The sequence below is a fragment of the Candidatus Zixiibacteriota bacterium genome, from assembly GCA_018820315.1.
Taxonomy (GTDB): Bacteria; Zixibacteria; MSB-5A5; order JAABVY01; family JAHJOQ01; genus JAHJOQ01.
Map to the genome: position 1 here is coordinate 1 of JAHJOQ010000082.1, position 17,685 is coordinate 17,685.

Here is a 17,685-nt window from a genome sequence, read left to right on the forward strand (position 1 = left end):
CAAAGTCGCAATATTGCCAGCCCTCTTCTTAGATAATATCTTCAAGTCTCAGCTTGTTAAAACTAACGCAAGGGGGTACCTTCATGTTCAGTATCCCTAATTTAGTCAATCACCTCATCAGTCACTCATTAACCCTGCCAGCAAGCTCCATTATTGCATTGGCCAGTCCCGTGATTCCATGCAGTTCGATGTCTGGAGTCTCGTACGGGATACGCGGTTGTTGGTGTCTGTGAAGACCTCCGCGCACAAGCACCGTCTTCATGCGCAGGAGTCTGGCTGGGACGATGTCCTTATCTATCCGATCTCCGACGGGCAGAAGCACCTGATTGCATCTTCAATATCCAGCTCATAATGCCGCATCGAGTAATCCGGCACAACGGACTTAAGCGTCTCCACAGCAATCCCGGCGCGCACTCTCTCATGCTCAGATTCGTCGAGAATTACGCCACCCGCGTCAAGCAGAACGGTAGAAATTGTCATTGGAGGTCCCCTATCCCGCTTTCGGTCTGGATCCGGACTGTGCGGCATTCCAACTTGCAGTGATGACTGGAATCTGTGAACGCAGGTCATCGCGCATGTTCTGAATGACCCAGCCCTGACTGCTCGCCAATCGGCGCAGTCTTTTTCCCGGAGCAACGGCGATCGCATTGTGTACTCGACCCAGCAGGAATCGGTCATCCCAGTGATCGGCGATGCCGGTGGTCATACCCCAGGTACATCCGTTCTCATTAAGCCACTTCTGAGCATACTGCACTTTGCGAATTCCCCTGGGATGTCTTGCAGTCAGACGCCCGGTATAGATGCCATTGCGAATCTCAGGGTCCGCCGCAATGACATCGGCGATACGCAGATAACTTGCCATCTTCATGGCAAGCGGACGCGGGGTTCCGCTGAGGAGGATCTGTCTTGCCCCTCGTTCGCGCAAATCGAGCACAGTTGCAGCCGCTGCCGAAGAGATATCCGGGAGAATCGAATCAGCCCAGCAAGATTCAAGCAGTTGCTCAACTTCTTCGACAGCCCGCCCCCTGAGGTATGCTATCTTAATCTTGTGCCAGCCGGGAGGCCAGTCAAGTGTGAGTCTTGCGGCACTACGCGCCAAGTATGGAATGGTGGCATGGCCATGTCTGCGTAAATATGCCAGGAAGCACCGTTCGAGACTCCCATCGATCAAGGTTCCATCAATATCCCAGAATACAACCTGATCAGGCATGGGCACCTTCACCCTGGATAAGCTTGAATCCCTCGACTACGACCGGGATTCCTCGAACGATACAGACAATTGTTGCGACAATGGCACACCAGTAGCCAATAGCAAGGCCCGTACCAACCCACGCCGTTGCAACGACCGGCCAGCGCACCAGTACTTCATCAAGCACGGCGAAAAGAAGCAACCACCCATAAGAAAATGCTTTCAGAATGGCATATGAAGTCCGCATGATTGGAGAGCCGGTGATGAATCGTCCGATTCGAGATTTCATCATCGTCTTTTTGCCGAATCCGGAGTATCCGAGGCTGAGAGCGTACCCACGAATACTGTCGGTCAGAATTCCTCGTGATATGACTATCACCGGAATCCAGATCGGCACCAGATCGAGATCAGCGAGAATAATCCAGAGAACATTCTCGATTATCCTGTCAGCAGCGACATCAAGGACACTCCCAAGAGTCGTCGACTGATGAAGCTTGCGCGCCAGATGACCATCGAGCCAGTCTCCGATGATTACAAGGACCGCAACGAGGGCAGCGAGAAGACGGGACCAAATACTGTCTCCGTAGGCGAGCATGACCAGCAAGAAGACCATCGATAGACGAGTGACGGTAACAATATTGGGCCACGTAATACCAGCAACCATACCGACCTCCAATCGGTGAGTGCACGTTTGCCCTGGCAATGTGCCATTGGGTCAACTTATGTGTTGTACGAGTGATGCACAAGTCAGTTCCGGCTGGTCTGCCGAGAATGCCGGAGATATCTGACATGCCAACATGAAGGATCACCGTCAATGATCCCGAATATCAAAGCTTCACCAAAATGGTGAAGAATGGTGTAGAATTGTTGCTTGACACTGCAGAGATGCGGAATTATAATCTACTGTCGTATGTTGGGCTCCACATTATTAGTACTTGAGCGGAGAGGCTTGTGCCTTGACACGTGACCTACTGCAGCAGCTTTCGCGCTTCTTCTGCGCGACCAACGGGGAGGGGTAACATGGAATTGTCTGAACTTGTGGTCGTTTGCATTTCTGCGTTTGCAGCCGTTTTTGTGCTTCTTTCAATCCTCGCTTTCGTGATGCGACTGATACTGGTGGTGTTTCCTGAAAGAGAGAGCGGAGGCGATGCCACGATGATCGCGGCAGTCGCCTCAGCGCTTTCGACCGTATATCCCGGAACTCGGATTACTAAGATAGAGGAGATCAAATGATATTCACTGAAACGAAGAAAAACATTCGAGTGATGTTTACTCCGTTCAGGGACGGACTTCAGAGCTCGTTTGGTGGCAAGGTAAGACTGAATGACTTCCTTCCCGCAATGGTCGCCTCCGCAAAAGAGGCCGGGATTCATCACTTCGAGTTTGGCGGCGGTGCTCGCTATCAGGCACCCTGCTTCTACCTGGGGGAGGATCCATTCGAGACAATGCAGAAAATTCGGGATGCGGTTGGTCCTGAGCCTGATCTTCAGATCCTCACTCGGTCCGTGTCTGGTGTGACACTGACTACGCAGTCGATCGAGGCTCTTCAGCTCCAGGCCAAGCTAATGAAGCAGTACGGCACCACTTGGGATCGCAATTTCGACTATATGAACGACGTCGAGAACCTTGTGAAGACCGGAAAGCCGATCGTCGACGCCGGAATGCACCATCAAGTGTGTATTGCTCTGATGGGGCTGCCGTTCCACTCTGACAAAGTCCACACCGCGAAGTTCTACATCGACATCGGGAAGCGTTTGCTCGACAGTGGAATTCGCATCGACAGCATTTGTCTTAAGGACGCCAGCGGCACAACTGATCCCAAAACATGCTACGATACTGCCGTCGGTCTCAAAAAGATTATGCCTCCAGAGATGCCCCTATGGCAGCATACGCATGACACCGCGAGCATTGCGGTCGCTTGTTATATGGCCGGGATTCAGGGCGGAGTCGATGGCATCGACCTCTCAGTGCGGCCGATGGCAAGTGGAACAGTGCAGCCAGACGTTCGCTCGATGGCTCACGCCCTTAAGGGAACCGGTTTCGAACTCGATATCGACCCGAATAAGATGAATATGATCGAGGACATGCTTAACGAATCGATGAAAGACTACGCCTTCAATCCAACTACAACCACCCCGGACGCCCGGGTGGTGGGATTCCCGATGCCGGGCGGGGCTATCGGTCCGAATGTTCACATGATGGTAAAGGCAGGAGTGCTGCACAAATACGGCGAAGTCCTCGCGGAATTCCCTGTGGTCGTGGAAGCAGGAGGTGCGTGGACATCGGTAACTCCGGGAAGCCAGCAATACTGGCTGCAGGCGTTTAACAACGTCCTTTACGGACGATGGGAGAAAATCGACGCCGGATACGGAAGAGCTGTGCTCGGATATTTCGGCAAGACCCCGCTTCCTCCTGATCCGGAGGTGGTCAAGAAGGCTTCTGAACAGCTCGGAATGCCGATATTCGATGGCGATCCGCTCGAGGCGGCGCCGAAGAATATCGAACCGGCGAAGAAAGCTCTCGAGGAGTTGAATTTACCTGTCAATGACAAGAACATTTTCCTGGTAGTCGGCTCGATGGTCCCCGGAAAGAAGATGGAAGTGAACGAGGGAATCAGGCTGTTAACTGGCAAACCGAAGATCGATGTTCCTCTCAAGAAGAAGGAAGAACCGGCACCTGCTGCCGCAGCGGCACTGACCGGTACTTCCGCAAGTGCTCCGGTTGTGACCGGACCGGTGACATCCAAATGTGTTGTGAGCGAGAATGGCAAAACCAGGACATTTATGGTTACAGTCGAGCCAGCTTCCGGCGGAGCGGTATCGGCGCCAGCGTCGGCTGCCACTCCTGCGACAATGCCGATGTCGGGTAACGGCACCAAAGTTCACTCGACATTCGCTGGTCTCGTAGAAGTAGTCGATATTCTTGTTCAAGTCGGTGACAGTGTAGCGAAAGGCAGCGTGGTTGCCGCCGTCGAAACAATGAAGGCCAAGCATGATATCAAAGCGCCATGTGACGGAAAGGTCGCATCGATCGATGTTAGAATCGGTGATGAGATCGACTCCAGCAAACCGATCATGACCATTTCATAAGAAGAGACGTCGCATGGATACATTATTTGAGCTTCTTCAACAATCCGGCTTCGCAAACATCTCTTTTGGCAATGTTGTCATGTTTGCGGTTGCCGGAACGCTTATCTACCTCGCCATTGCCAGGAAGTATGAGCCTTTGCTGTTGATCCCAATCGGGTTCGGCGCACTGCTTGCAAACCTGCCGCTCGCGGAAATGGGTTCGTATGGCAATGGCATTATGGCGCTGATCTATGATAAAGGCATCAAGACGGAACTCCTGCCGCCAGTTATATTTCTCGGGGTGGGAGTATTAACTGACTTCCGACCGCTACTGGGAAGACCGATCACATTTCTGCTCGGTGCTGCCGCCCAACTGGGGATTTTCGTAGCTGCTCTCGGTGCTGCCTTCTTTCTCGGATTCAATTTCAAGGAGGCTGCAAGTATCGGTATCATCGGAGGTGCGGATGGCCCTACATCCATATTTCTTGCATCGCAGTTAGCGCCGCATCTTCTCGGGCCGATAGCAGTGGCAGCTTACAGCTACATGTCGCTTGTGCCGATCATCCAGCCACCCATCATGCGGATGCTGACCACAAAGCACGAGAGAGCGATCGACATGCCGCAGCTCAGGCAGGTGTCCAAAACAGCGGCAATTCTGTTTCCGATAGTGACCGGGATCATCGCCTGCCTTGGCATACCGTCAAGCGCGCCGCTGATCGGGATGCTGATGTTCGGTAATCTTCTCAAGGAATGCGGCGTGGCGGAGCGGCTCCGCAAGACCGCCGGTGGGTCATTGATAGATATTGTCACAATCTTCCTCGGTCTCGCCGTGGGAGCGACGATGAGTGCTGGGAACTTTCTCAACATCGCTACTCTGAAAATCCTTGTCCTCGGCGCGGTCGCATTCTCTTTCAGCACCGCGGGAGGCGTATTGTTTGCCAAGCTGCTTAACCTGTTCTTGAGCGAAGGCAGGAAGATGAATCCATGCATAGGTGCAGCAGGAGTTTCGGCCGTGCCGATGTCTGCGCGAGTCGTTCAAAAATTCGTGTCGGACGAGACCGATGGCCAGGTAAATGTACTTATGAAGGCAATGGGACCGAATGTTGCCGGCGTGATCGGCTCCGCGGTTGCTGCAGGAGTGTTCCTTACGCTACTGCGATAGCAAACTGGTTGGTAGATAAATAGACCAAATACGAACCCCGCCCGAATTCGGGCGGGGTTTCTGTATGTCTGCGTGATATGTCGTCAGATTACGGACATGCCGCGCAAGGCGCAGGGCCGCCTGAAAATATGTGACTCACCAAATACACCGCATCGTCTATGTCGACTTCTCCGGAGCAGTCCGCATCACCTGCCTCCATGGGATCAGGTGCCGCACCTCCACCGAAGATATATTGGATCAGGGCTACGGCATCATCGATATCGATAGTCCCAGAGCCGTCGGCATCACCGCACAAATAAGGCTGCTCACTCGTAACGATCAGATTGACTGGAATCGCCCATGGGTTCTCCAGTTCGTCAGGATCATTAGAGTAAACATTGATGACAGACGCATAAGTGCCTTCCTCAAGACCATTCGTATTGACTTTGGCTATAAGCGTATCAGCTTCACCCGGAGCAACTTCGCCTTCAGCCGGACCGACAGTCAGCCAGAGGGCTGGAGCCATGAACTCGACCGCCAGATTGTTCTTGATGTAGGAAGAGTTGAACACGGTCGTTAGACCGTCATCGCCGGTTGCATTCTCAATGCCCACCGTGGAACTAAGCACATCAAACCCGGCACCTACCGAAAGGTACTGGATACGAATCCTGCCGCTCGAGTAGATCATCACCTCGGCATTTATGACATCGCCTGCTGACGCGCCAAACTCCGGATAATCAACAAACTGGATCACAAGATGATCACCGTCAGACACGTAGTATGTCTTCGATCCGGGATTCGCGCCGTCTATCGGATTAAGATCATCCCAACACCATGAAATAATATTGTTGGGAACACCAGCGGATGGAAGAACTGTATTCGTACGACTGAGGTAGCCGTCAGTGGGTCCAAATCCGATCAATCCGTTCGAAGTGATATAGAATTCATCGTACGTGATACCGTAGTAGTTGAAAGAGAACCCAATCGGGAACGGACCAACGAAATTGTCATCATCGAGACCCGCAACCTCTGTGCCTGTCGCCTGGATGTCCTCCCATGCAAACACGGGACCGCCGGGTTCATCGGAATCCACCCACAGGTAGCCGAACAGATCGGGACCACCGGCATTGAACCGGACATCGTATCCTTCTCGTGTATCCACTGCACCTTTGATGTCCTCAAAGGAATCGAGGAAGCCTTCGGGATATGTTCTGTAAGCCGGCTCAACCGGGCCCTGTAGCAGGAGTCTGCCTGCAAGGCTCTCCTTATCGAACACAGGTACTGTCTTGACGGTGTAAGTAAGAGTCCCCGGACCGCCGTTGTTGATACCAATTTCGGATTGAGCGGAGTCGCCGACCTGAACCATAAAGTCGAGAGCCGTCGGCAAGATCGCGATCGACGGCGCATAGTCGATTCTGAGATCATCAACAAACCACTCATCGCTGGCCGCTGCCGAACCGAAACTGCTCATCCTGATCTGGAATGAGTTGTGCAATGCATCCATCGGAAGCGGTATCTGAACAAATTCGAATTCTGTCATGTCAGGGCCGCTGCCCAATTGCCTACCCAGCTCAAGCCAGTACCCTGATGAGTTCTTATATTCAAACACGAGATCGTCGCCTGTCTCAGGCGAATCGCCCGGACCGGTTCGTTGATAATAGTACATAAACAATGCGCCGGATTGACCGGAGAGATCGATTAACTGAGATACCATCGAGTCAATTCCGCCATCCAGACAGATCGAATACGGCGGTGACGGAGGCTGGTATGCATTGCTCTTTATGACTCCGCCTATATTGACCATCCAGTGACTCATGTCGACTGTGGCAGTCTCAAACTCTTCCTGCCACGGTATCGGTGCCGGCGAACCGGCGGAGATCGTGGCAATGATAGCCTCGCCTTTCACTTCCGCACCACCAGAAGCCGCTATCGCAAACATCGTGTCCGCGCTATTGAGCGGGGCATCTGCCGGAATGGCGATCTTCGCCATCACAAACATAGAATCGTTGGGATTCACGCTCGGAGTCACTGTGATCTGCAGAGTCCCGGTCTCATCCCAGAAGGTGCATGCCCAGGTACCCAGCGAGTCACCGAGAGTGTACTGATCGGCGTATAAACCCTCATTGTACAGACAAAGCATATAGACAGCGTAATCACCCGCCGGACCGTACTGCTCCTGGAATGATGGGCTTATACGGACTTGGTATTCAGCAGGGTGACCTACGTAAATATTATCCACGAACCAATCGTCATAAGATCCTACAGTGCCCGAGTTCCAGAAACGGATTCTGAATCCGGCATGATATGCTCCAACTGGCAATGTCAGGGATGATTTGACAAACTCAGTCATATCGGGATCGCCTCCCGAATGAGTGGCTATGTTGTGCCAGACACCGAATTCATCAAGATAGTCGACGCGAAGGTCGTCAGCTAACTCCGGCGAGTCTCCGCCTCCGCACAACTGATACTCATATGTCACGATGACATTCGATTCATTCTTGAGATTGATGGACTCAGAGATGAGTGTATCACCGCCGGATGGGTTGCCGTTGAAGTTTATGCTATATGGCGGAGAGGGCTCTTCAATACCGAGAGTGCTGATAACAACACCGGCGCCCCTGTCCCACTTGTAAGTATCGAGTGTCGTAGTGAGGAATGTTTCTGTGAAAGGTATCGGCCATGGTTGACCCAAAGAGATCGTCTTCACAGCAACTCTGTCGCTGACAGCTCCGTCTCCGGCCGATGTCGCAACGACATCTATGCTATCGGACTCACCTTCCCAACTCGAAGGTATTATGACTCTCACTTTGAAATCGAATGAGGCATCAGCGATGAGCGAAGATGATTCGGTGATTTCGGTAATGCCGGCCGCGTCCCAGAACGTAGTGGGCCAGGTAGCATTCTCGGTGCTCAGCGAGTACGAATCATCAAGCACGCCATCGTTCGTGACAGAGAGATCATACCATGCCGTGTCGTCAACCGCCGCCATCTGCGAGCTGAACTCCGGCCTAAGAAGCACACCGTAGTCGATCACTCTGAATGTGAAGGTCTCGGTAGTATCTTTATTGCCCGCAACATTGACGGCGAAGAAGTAATAGTTGATGACCGTACCGGGCGATTGAGCAGGAATCATGCCGTAATAATCGCCATCCGGTAATGTCGACTGCAACACTTCTTCATACCAGACGGAATTGACTTCGTAATAGAGCAGGAGCGAATCTGCTACGAGATCATCCTCTGAGAATATTGTGCAGCGTGCTTCATACGGATTCACAGCGTCCTTTGTATCGGGAAGCGGTGATGAGACGATGATAGCCAAATCCGATGTAACCGTAACGGCTTCCTGCACGGTTTCGCGATTGTATGCTGTCACAGTCAAAGTAAGTGCTTGACCGATTGGGAGCATTTCGCTGATAGGAATAGTGGCCGTGCCACCTGAATTCGTGTAGGCCGATCCGTACATGACGCCATCATGATAAAGAGCACATAATGCACCTTCGACGCCAACAGCCTCGACCGCATACTCTGTAGCGGCGAAGAACAGGGCGCCGTCATGAACCAGATTCATAGTGCCCGGAACATCGGTACGCACCTGGACGGATGGATCACCGAATATGTGCCATGTATCGTACATGCTGTAGCCAGCGGAACCAGGGTTCAGATCCATCATCTTGCACGAGCCATTAAAACAGAGTCCACCGTAAGTCGACTTCTGTTCCTGAATCAGGAGATGGCTGACTTCATCCTGCCCATCCATCGGAGGATTCCATGACTGGTTGATCGACGACATATACGCACCGATCGCGCCCGTAGGCGTAGATCCATTCGTGGCGCGCAACCATGCTTCCGCGAAGCATGTGTAGCCGTTGAACTGCCCGTTGACACATGCTACACTGATGATAAAGGGCAGCATATTGTTATTCACGAGAGCGTTAACATTGCTGTTGCTGAAGCCGGTCGTAGACCATGCAGTAGTGCTGCCATGACCGCAGTAATTGATAATACTTCGGCCGTTGTTGAGCGCGGTCGTGACCTGAGCGGCCGTTCCGCTTGGATCATAAATCTGATCGACTTCTGTGTACGTGTACGAGAGCAGCGAATCGCGGATCTTGCCCATATGCACATTATCATACTCGCCGCCGTTGTGTCCGGGTCCCTGGTTGGAAGCAATACCGGTCCCCTTATGGAACCATGTGCCTGCAAGAGGATTCTTCTCGTAGGTTATCGTACGCGCGACCTGAGTCTGTACATGCGCTGCAGTCTCTGCCGAGAAACGTCCTACGAAAATGTCGGGATAATCGTCACTTCCTGCTATCTTGGCGTATGTCGGGTCGGACGATCCTCCTGATGCAGTCGGTGTAGCGACTTGCGCGGCGTCACCCACCAGAAGCACGTATGCCAGGTCTGTCGTATCGTAGAAATCCTCAATGAAATTCTTTATCGATGTCGCATTGTTGCCAATGCTTGACACGTTGACCATCGTCGTCTTCATGCCCTTCTGCAATTTCCATTCGACAAGCGGCTGCATATCGGAGGCAAATGCGTCGTATGTGATGATCAGCAGGTCACCAGTCTCGCCCACCGGGACATACTTCGCGGCTCCATCATAGTTTATGAAGCGCTGTTTGTATATCATGTCGAAATCAGGTACGATCCCGGAATGTCTCATGTGAGAGTCAAATACATTAACCTCGGCAGGTCCGACATTCACGACCTCAACAGTCACCGACGTGTACACGCGCAGTGTGCGGGTGGCCGGATTGTAGGCAAAGGCATTGAGATCGATAACTGTTGCGCGATAATCTCTCAGAATGTACGGGGCGCGAATTGATGCCAGCACTTCCGGATAAAGATCGGCAGAACTGTAGACCGGGCCGAACTCGTATGGCACATCGTCAGGATTTATCGTACGGAGCAGATTGCCCTTAGAAGGCAGTACCGGGGTTTCAGAAAGCTCGACATACTCGGACAAAAGAACATTGATAGCCATCTTAGCATTGTCGGGTATGATAATGCTGCGACAAATGCGGGGCAACTCAGGTTCAGCTGCGTCGAGTCGATGACTCTCGTTGTCCAATTTGATCTTGAAATACGTCTCACCTTCGACGTCAACTGCCTCCTGTTCGAAGGCGCCAACATCGAAGCGAACGACTGTTCTCGTGTCGTTTGATTCCAGAACTGTAATATCGACGTCTTTCGTGGAGGAACCGAGTTCGATTCTCTCGGCGAACACGGAGGTTGCCGCCAAAAGAAGAATAACCAGAGTCGGTAGCAGAATCCTATGCATAATGCTCCTCTCTCACATTATATATGGTGAATTATATTTGCGTACCTATACGAGACCAAAAAGTAGATTTTATTATCCGCTTACGTGCCTGTAATATAATCCACTGACAGTTTTTTGCAAGATAAAATATGAATTCGTATGAATTCGTAAGCGTCTTATGCATCACTATTCCTGCCTTTCACAAATCGCCTCTGGAAGACAGCGACTGTCCTGAGGATCTGCAAATCACATAAAGCTGGTAGCTACAGAGGCTTATAGTCGCTGATCGTTACGGTGAGTGAGTCTGTTAGTATCTGTCAAGAATTCATGCTATTTGGTACTCTGTGAATTTTTTCACTTGACAGATGCGATTATAAATCTTATCATTTTAGTAAGAATTAGGCAGTTCACTGTCAATTGGATGGAGCCAGAATGAAATTCTCTACAAGAGCGAGATATGGAATGCGGATGATGATCGAGTTCGCTCGTGCACTCCGAAAGGAGCCGATGGTGACTCTGGGCAGAATCGCGAAAGTTACCGGAATCTCTACCAATTATCTGGCTCAGTTGGCAATCCCGTTGCGGAACAACGGCTTGTTGATCGGAACGGCTGGCAAGCGAGGCGGATATCAGCTAGGGAAGAAGCCCGAAGAAATTCTCGTGGGCGAGATTCTTACAGCGTTGCAGGGGAAAATCGGCCTGACCGACTGTACGCTAAATCCCGACATCTGCCTCAATAGTTCATTTTGCGAAGCGCGTATTGTCTGGGTGATCGCTTCTCATAAGATGACGGAGTTCTTCGACGGGTTCACTCTGGCTGATCTCGTCGACAAAAAATGGAAAGACAAAATACAGAAGCAGTACGATTTCATACCGCATCTGAATACAGATCAGTTCTTATCATCACTGGAGGATGCTGAGCAGAGTTGCCCGGCAACCCCCAGGAATTGAGTGAGAGGAGTCCAGTCTATGCAGGCTTTGCAACTAGTAACCTACATCTCGATCTTAATCGCGGCAGTGGCGATCATCGCGAAGGTGTTGAGATACGCTTCCACGCCCGAGCATTTCAGATGGGAACTCTACCCGGTGCCTCACGAGAAGGGACGAGCAGACTACGGCGGATCTTTCCTCGAGGAACTCGATTGGTGGAGCAAACCGCGCGAGTCTGACACGTTCAATGAATTGAAAGAAATGGCGGCTGAGGTGCTGCTGCTGAAGGGTGTGTATCACCACAACAAGAAAGTCTGGATTTTCTCACAGCCGTTCCATTTCGGTATGTACCTCTGTATCGGCTGGCTGTTTATGCTGCTGATCGGGAGTATCCTCGAGATAGCGGGCGTTGCCGTCTTCGCTGATGCCGGAATTGTCGGGAAGATAACTCACTACCTGACAGTTGTATGTGGTTATGCCGGGCTTGTGCTGACTGGTTTCGGAGCTCTGGGGCTGTTCTTCTGGAGGCTGACGGATCGTGACCAGCGAGGCTACAACTCACCTGCTGAGTACATCAATCTGACTGTGATTGGTCTCGTAGTTGCCGTGGCGCTAATCTCTCACATCACCATCGATCCGAGTTTCTCCTTTCTGCGCGGCTACGTGCAATCACTCGCTACCTTCTCAGCATTCACGAGCCCCGGATCCTGGTTCACTTATGAAGCAATCCTGGTGTCTCTTTTGATCATGTATATACCTTTGACCAGGATGTCGCACTTTGTCGCCAAGTACTTTCTTTATCATGCAGTACGGTGGAATGACGAGCCCAATATGCGAGGGAGCAAGATTGAGAAAAGTCTGCTGAAGCTGCTTGATCAAAACGTCGGCTGGAGCGCACCGCACATTCAGACTGGTAAGCCATGGAAAGAGGTGGCTAAGGAGATGAACAATGAGTAAGGTCGACATCAGGATAAAAGACATCAGCAAAAAGACGGATCAGCTCTTTGAGATTAAGCCCAAGGACCTTCCCAAACTGCCTTATCCATATGAAGATTGGGAAGATCCGCCGATTCCGGAAGTCTCTGAGGCAAAACGCGCAGGAAAGAACTTGTCGCTTGATGGCGTACTCAATGTGCCCGTTCCGGTACCTGAAACCGAAGAGGAGAAGGAGAAGCTCGTCGCTAATTTTCTCGAAGGTCTTCGCAAGCTCCTCTCCAAAGAGAACAACTGGATGTTTCTTGAGCCGTTGCTGCTGTCCCTGGACAACTGTGTCAAGTGTAACACCTGCTCAAACGCGTGCCCGATATTCGAGATGAGTGGCAGAGCGGAAATCTACAGGCCGCTGTTCCGCTCGGATATTCTGCGCCGGATCGTCAGGAAATACATCGCTCCGGGTGGAAAGCTTACGGCCAAGTTGACGGGAGCTGACATCGATCTGAACTATGAGACTGTCGCTCGCCTAGCGCAACTTGCGTATCGCTGCACACTGTGTCGGCGCTGCGCGCAGACCTGCCCTATGGGTGTCGACAATGGTCTGATTTCTCGCGAGATCCGCAAGCTCTTCAGTCAGGAGCTCGATATCAGGCCTGCGGAATTGCACTCTGAAGGCACAGTGAAGCAACTGCAATCCGGCTCTTCGACCGGAATTAGTCCTACCGCGCTGATGGATCTGTTTGAGTTCATGGAAGAGGATATCACCGATCGCACCGGGCTGACCATCAAGATGCCGTTCGACAAGGCCGGAGCCGATATCCTTCTGATTCACAATGCCGGCGAGTTCCTTTCGTGGCCGGAAAATATCGAGGCCTTCGCCATAATCTTCGAAGCAGCGGGTCTGAGCTGGACTATGTCCAGCGAGATGGTAGGTTATGATTCTGTAAACTACGGTCTCTTCTACGAAGATGTTCAGCTTGCCAGAGTCACTCTGAAGCATGCTGAAATCGCGAGGAAGCTTGGTGTGAAGAAGGTTGTCATTGCGGAATGCGGCCACGCCCACAAAGCCGCAATGGCGATTGGCGATCGTGTCTGGCTCGATGAAGCCAACGTCCATCGCGAATCATGCTTTGTGACTCTCGAAGATATCGTGATGAATGGCAAGATTAAGGTCGATCCTGAAAGAAACAACTTTCCGGTAACGCTGCACGATCCGTGTAATGTCACACGCTCAATGGGAATTATCAAACCGCAGCGGCGCGTCATCAAGAAGATCTGTCCGCAGTTTCGGGAGATGACCCCGCATGGAGTCAATAACTACTGTTGTGGCGGTGGAAGTGGATTTGCAATCATGCAGGGAGCGAACTTTCCGAATTGGCGAAACATGATCTCGGGGCGCAAGAAATTCGCGCAAATGCTGAATGCATTCACAAAGGAAGAACTCGACCCGAGCAAGAACAAGTATGTCTGTGCACCCTGCTCAAACTGCAAAGGGCAGATTCGTGATCTGATCACATACTTCGACGCTTGGGAGCGGACTCACATGTTGTATGGGGGCTTGGTGGAGCTAATCGTCAATTGCATGACGGATGTTCCCGAAGGATTTGTCGAATGGGATGAATTCCATTAGGACATTTCGCTGTATGCATCGAATTAGAGCCGTCAGGAATTTCCTTCTGACGGCTCTGTGCTTGGGGCAGGAATCGTAAGGCAACGGAGCGGTTCCGCCATCCGCCCTGTGCAGTGAGATTCTCGACAGTCCAAAGGGCTGTCATTCCGATGCAAGGGCCTGTTGAAAAAGCCACGGACCGCGGAACGTCGTCATCGCGAGGAGCGAAGCGACGTGGCGATCTCTATGTAAATCAAGGCTATTGTGAAATACGGAGATTGCCACGCTTCGCTCTCAGAGATGACATCATTTAGGGTTTGTCAACAAGCCCGCAAATCGGAATCCAGTCTTGACACTCTCCAGGTAACGACTTTCGTCGGTATTACAACGCCTCTGGTGCTGTACTTGTGTGTGATTTCGATATTAGGGCAACCATTTGTCTTCCGTCAGTCCCCCCACCCGATGTATGCATGGTCAGCACTGTATATGTTCTTGACTAATGAGGGTGTCACGACATCAACATCCCACGAACAGTATTCCTGGAAGAACTCGAATGTCTCCCGCTCTTCCTCGCAGGAGCCGTAAAGGCTGCTATAGAATTCCTTTATTCGACTGTACAACCGCTCTGCGGTGACTGAATCAACGTGCATAATTTGCCAGTAGTACGTATACAAAGAGGTTTCGGATTTGTCGTCGCGTCGATAGTTGAATTCGATTCTTGCCGGGTGGTCGAAGATGGTAATCGAGAGGTGGGCTTCATAGAGACCTTGACCCGGACTCAACACGGCTCCGGCGCCTTCCGTTGTCAGATCACCGATGTTCGGAAACAGCTTCTTGGTTTCTTCATACGTGATCCCTCTCTTCACGCTATTGTGCATGAGTAACCAGTCTTCATCGGTCACCTTCTCCTGGTCAATCGGCTCGGTCAGGTATGAAGCCGGCCTTGTGGAATCCGGAAGAGCGTTAGGTTTGATCGTATCTGGTTCTTCGCCTGCGCACAAAATACCTGGCGACAAGAAAACTGCTATAAGCAATACGAGTGCGATACTACGCTGGATGTAAAATGAATGCTGGACTGACATTTGACCTTAACCTCCCTTGATTCGTGTATTTGATCAAATCTACCGGTTGTTCCGAATTATGTCAATTACCACGCGCACCGCCTTCACTCCTGCCAACTCGAATAAAAAGGCAGGTTTCGGAGAAACCTGCCCTTGTTATCGTTAGGGTGTCAGGATCACAAGGATCCTGGCCTACATCTTCGGGCGATCAACCGTATCGCCAGCCCCGATCTCTCACGAGTCTTGGATTCGGTTTCCAGTCTGTCAGCTTCTTTGGTGTATTCTCCTGTGGAGGCGGTGCCGCCTTCCTGGGAGTCGACATGTAGACTTTGGTTTCTTTCTTTGGAGCAATGCTGTACGATTCTTCCGCTGCTCGGATGATCTCCGGCATCAGGCCTTCTTCCGCGACAGCTTCGGTAAACTTGCGCCGTCCGCTGACCAGATCGCGAAGATAGTTGTCGATCTGCTCTTGCGAATAGTACTTCTCCGGGACATACGCACTCAGATCCGCACCCTCAGCAGATACGATTTCGTTAGTTCCGAGGAAACTCTTTCTATACTTGTTCGTGTTACGAAGATCGCCGCGCTGAATTGCAGCCATCGTTTCGATCGGAACGCGTTCGGTTTTACGAATCACATTCTTTGCACCCTTCTCGCCCGCCTCGATTATTTCACCCATTCCGCCCGTGTTGTACTGGAAGAATGAGACCTTATCAGGGTAATTCGCCGTCAAATCCATGATGATCCGATAGAACTGGTTCACCTTGTGTGCGCGCGAGCCCACAATGAACGGATCCGTGCCGACCGTGCGAACCGATTCGCCAGCCTTCGCCGGGTTTGATGCGTAGCTGTGGCTCGATTCACCCCAAAGATAGGCCAGGGCTGCCTGAATCGGTGTCAATTGCTGCGCAAATGCCATGATCGTGTTGCGTCGGGTTATGAATGCGAACACAAGTCCGTCAAGCTCATCCAGCTCCGGGAGGTTATAAGATGGGTACCAGATATTTTTCATCGAGAACGGTCCCCAGCCTCGCTTGATCTTCATCTGCTTCTTCATCGCCACAGCGCGACCATTTCCGCAGAGGTTCTCGTCGAGGAAATCGGGCTGACCTGCGGCGTTTATCATCACATTTTCATACAGAGCGCTCTTGTGCACGAGGGCATTATACATCGCCTCTTGAAGCTTCTTATCGACATCGGTCTTAACGAAGAAATTCGCTTCTGAACCGTATGCGGAGCCATCTTTGTTCAGGAAACATATATCATCCTGACAAACAAGCGTCCGCTCGCCTTTCGACCAATCGAGGCCGAGCTGATGGCAGGACCAGGTGCTCTTGCCGGTAGCGGAAAGCCCAAACAGAAACACTCCATACTTCTTCAGCTTGTTTGTCTTCGGATCGCGGATTATCACAACCTTCGTGCCGGCATGCAGACCGAGCATCCCGAGAGCATCGGCTGCGTGCATGCCGTTACGCAGAAAGCCCTTCTTGTCCTCGCCCATGTAATCTGATCCGAGCACGATCGTCACGTTGTGGTCAGGCAACACCAAAGCCTGCTGACGAATCTGGTGTTCGTCGGGAATGTGAATCAGCGTAAACTCCGGACCGGGTGCCTTCGTTACCGGACCCATCGTGTTTCCCCACATGTATGCCTGGCGATGATTCTTTGGATCAGCCACAGACATATAGAGATTGCACTTCGGATTGTATTCGGAATTCTGTCCCATCTGACGCTTCAGATGCACGAACGGCAATGTCTCCATCAGGTGCAGAACTTTTTCCAATTCGTCGGGTGCATTGGAAATTATCTTCTTCTTCTCGTCAGAGATGTTGAATTCTCTGACCTTCTCAGAACCGAGCGTGACTGTCTTTCCGCCGATTCGGCTTGAGATCGCCGAACGCCATCCCCATGAGCCGAACTTAGTCTGTGTGCCGTGGAGGATCGCCGGTTCGCGGATATCATCGAGGTCCACTTCTCTGATGTTCGGGCCATGCAGGCATTTTTGCAAATTCCTACGGAATCGTGCGTAAATCTCAGGCTGGTATAACGAGTCGGACATCTCCGGTCACTCCTTGGGGAGGATTTCATCCTCACTGAAGAAAAAGGCAACTTCAATCTTGGCATTCGCGGCGCTGTCTGAACCGTGCACCACATTTCTCTCTATCGAGGTTCCGAACTCGCGACGAATCGTGTCATATTTCGCCTTCGCGGGATCGGTTGCACCCATCAGGTTGCGCCATCTGTCAATGGAATCGTGACCGCCGATAACCATCACGACGATCGGCCCTGAGGTCATGAACTCCACCAGCGGCTTGTAGAACGGTTTGTCTGCGTGGACAGCGTAGAATTTCTCGGCTCTCTCTTTTGTGAGATGAAGCACTTTCATCCCCCGGAGGATCAACCCCTCCTTCTCGATCTTGCTGACAATCGCCCCTATCAGCTTGCGTTGGACGCCGTCAGGTTTCACTATACCCAGTGTATTGGCCAT

14 protein-coding genes are annotated in these 17,685 nt (G+C 51.7%); 6 read left to right on the plus strand and 8 right to left on the minus strand.

Annotation, left to right across the window (positions count from 1 at the left end):
• Positions 1 to 121: 121 nt before the first annotated feature.
• From KKH67_07725 to KKH67_07740, 4 genes are read right to left on the minus strand one after another with little or no spacing between them, the layout of a single operon-like run.
• Positions 122 to 322 carry an HAD hydrolase-like protein gene (locus tag KKH67_07725; protein ID MBU1319069.1) on the minus strand — a complete coding sequence of 67 codons (201 nt, stop codon included), beginning with the start codon at positions 320 to 322 and terminating at the stop codon, positions 122 to 124.
• Positions 295 to 480, minus strand: a complete 186-nt coding sequence (locus tag KKH67_07730) for a hypothetical protein (GenBank protein ID MBU1319070.1) — start codon at positions 478 to 480, stop codon at positions 295 to 297. The genes KKH67_07725 and KKH67_07730 overlap by 28 nt, the downstream gene beginning before the upstream one ends.
• A 10-nt stretch (positions 481 to 490) precedes the next feature.
• Positions 491 to 1,210, minus strand: coding sequence for a haloacid dehalogenase-like hydrolase (locus KKH67_07735; protein ID MBU1319071.1), 720 nt, complete (start codon positions 1,208 to 1,210; stop codon positions 491 to 493).
• A complete protein-coding gene (locus KKH67_07740; GenBank protein ID MBU1319072.1) occupies positions 1,203 to 1,853 on the minus strand; it encodes a CDP-alcohol phosphatidyltransferase family protein in 651 nt (216 codons plus the stop codon). The genes KKH67_07735 and KKH67_07740 overlap by 8 nt, the downstream gene beginning before the upstream one ends.
• 356 nt (positions 1,854 to 2,209) lie before the next feature.
• Between KKH67_07740 and KKH67_07745 the strand changes: the two genes are divergently transcribed.
• From KKH67_07745 to KKH67_07755, 3 genes are read left to right on the plus strand one after another with little or no spacing between them, the layout of a single operon-like run.
• Positions 2,210 to 2,422, plus strand: coding sequence for a hypothetical protein (locus KKH67_07745; protein MBU1319073.1), 213 nt, complete (start codon positions 2,210 to 2,212; stop codon positions 2,420 to 2,422).
• Positions 2,419 to 4,278, plus strand: coding sequence for a biotin attachment protein (locus KKH67_07750; GenBank protein MBU1319074.1), 1,860 nt, complete (start codon positions 2,419 to 2,421; stop codon positions 4,276 to 4,278). The genes KKH67_07745 and KKH67_07750 overlap by 4 nt, the downstream gene beginning before the upstream one ends.
• Before the next feature lie 13 nt (positions 4,279 to 4,291).
• Complete coding sequence (locus KKH67_07755; protein ID MBU1319075.1) at positions 4,292 to 5,419, plus strand: sodium ion-translocating decarboxylase subunit beta; 1,128 nt, start codon at positions 4,292 to 4,294, stop codon at positions 5,417 to 5,419.
• An 88-nt stretch (positions 5,420 to 5,507) separates the two neighbouring features.
• Here KKH67_07755 and KKH67_07760 read toward each other — a convergent pair whose 3' ends face one another.
• The gene (locus KKH67_07760) at positions 5,508 to 10,685 is read right to left on the minus strand and encodes a hypothetical protein (GenBank protein MBU1319076.1); all 5,178 of its coding nucleotides are present in this window, start codon (positions 10,683 to 10,685) and stop codon (positions 5,508 to 5,510) included.
• A 411-nt stretch (positions 10,686 to 11,096) separates the two neighbouring features.
• On the opposite strand from KKH67_07760, the gene KKH67_07765 reads away from it, so the two are divergent.
• The 3 genes from KKH67_07765 to KKH67_07775 are packed head-to-tail and all read left to right on the plus strand — an operon-like array spanning position 11,097 to position 14,157.
• Positions 11,097 to 11,615: an Rrf2 family transcriptional regulator gene (locus KKH67_07765; protein MBU1319077.1), complete on the plus strand. Its 519-nt coding sequence runs from the start codon at positions 11,097 to 11,099 to the stop codon at positions 11,613 to 11,615.
• Positions 11,616 to 11,633: 18 nt separating this feature from the next.
• The gene (locus KKH67_07770; GenBank protein ID MBU1319078.1) at positions 11,634 to 12,551 is read left to right on the plus strand and encodes a hypothetical protein; all 918 of its coding nucleotides are present in this window, start codon (positions 11,634 to 11,636) and stop codon (positions 12,549 to 12,551) included.
• Complete coding sequence (locus KKH67_07775; protein ID MBU1319079.1) at positions 12,544 to 14,157, plus strand: (Fe-S)-binding protein; 1,614 nt, start codon at positions 12,544 to 12,546, stop codon at positions 14,155 to 14,157. Before KKH67_07770 ends, KKH67_07775 begins: the two co-directional genes overlap by 8 nt.
• A 425-nt stretch (positions 14,158 to 14,582) precedes the next feature.
• Here the strand turns inward: KKH67_07775 and KKH67_07780 are convergent, their stop codons facing one another.
• The 3 genes from KKH67_07780 to ndk all read right to left on the minus strand — a co-directional run bounded on the left by KKH67_07780 (position 14,583) and on the right by ndk (position 17,685).
• Positions 14,583 to 15,218 carry a hypothetical protein gene (locus KKH67_07780; GenBank protein MBU1319080.1) on the minus strand — a complete coding sequence of 212 codons (636 nt, stop codon included), beginning with the start codon at positions 15,216 to 15,218 and terminating at the stop codon, positions 14,583 to 14,585.
• A gap of 187 nt (positions 15,219 to 15,405) precedes the next feature.
• Positions 15,406 to 17,256 (minus strand): phosphoenolpyruvate carboxykinase (ATP), encoded by a 1,851-nt coding sequence (locus tag KKH67_07785; protein MBU1319081.1) that lies wholly within the window; start codon positions 17,254 to 17,256, stop codon positions 15,406 to 15,408.
• Between the two features lie 6 nt (positions 17,257 to 17,262).
• Complete coding sequence (gene ndk, locus KKH67_07790; protein ID MBU1319082.1) at positions 17,263 to 17,685, minus strand: nucleoside-diphosphate kinase; 423 nt, start codon at positions 17,683 to 17,685, stop codon at positions 17,263 to 17,265.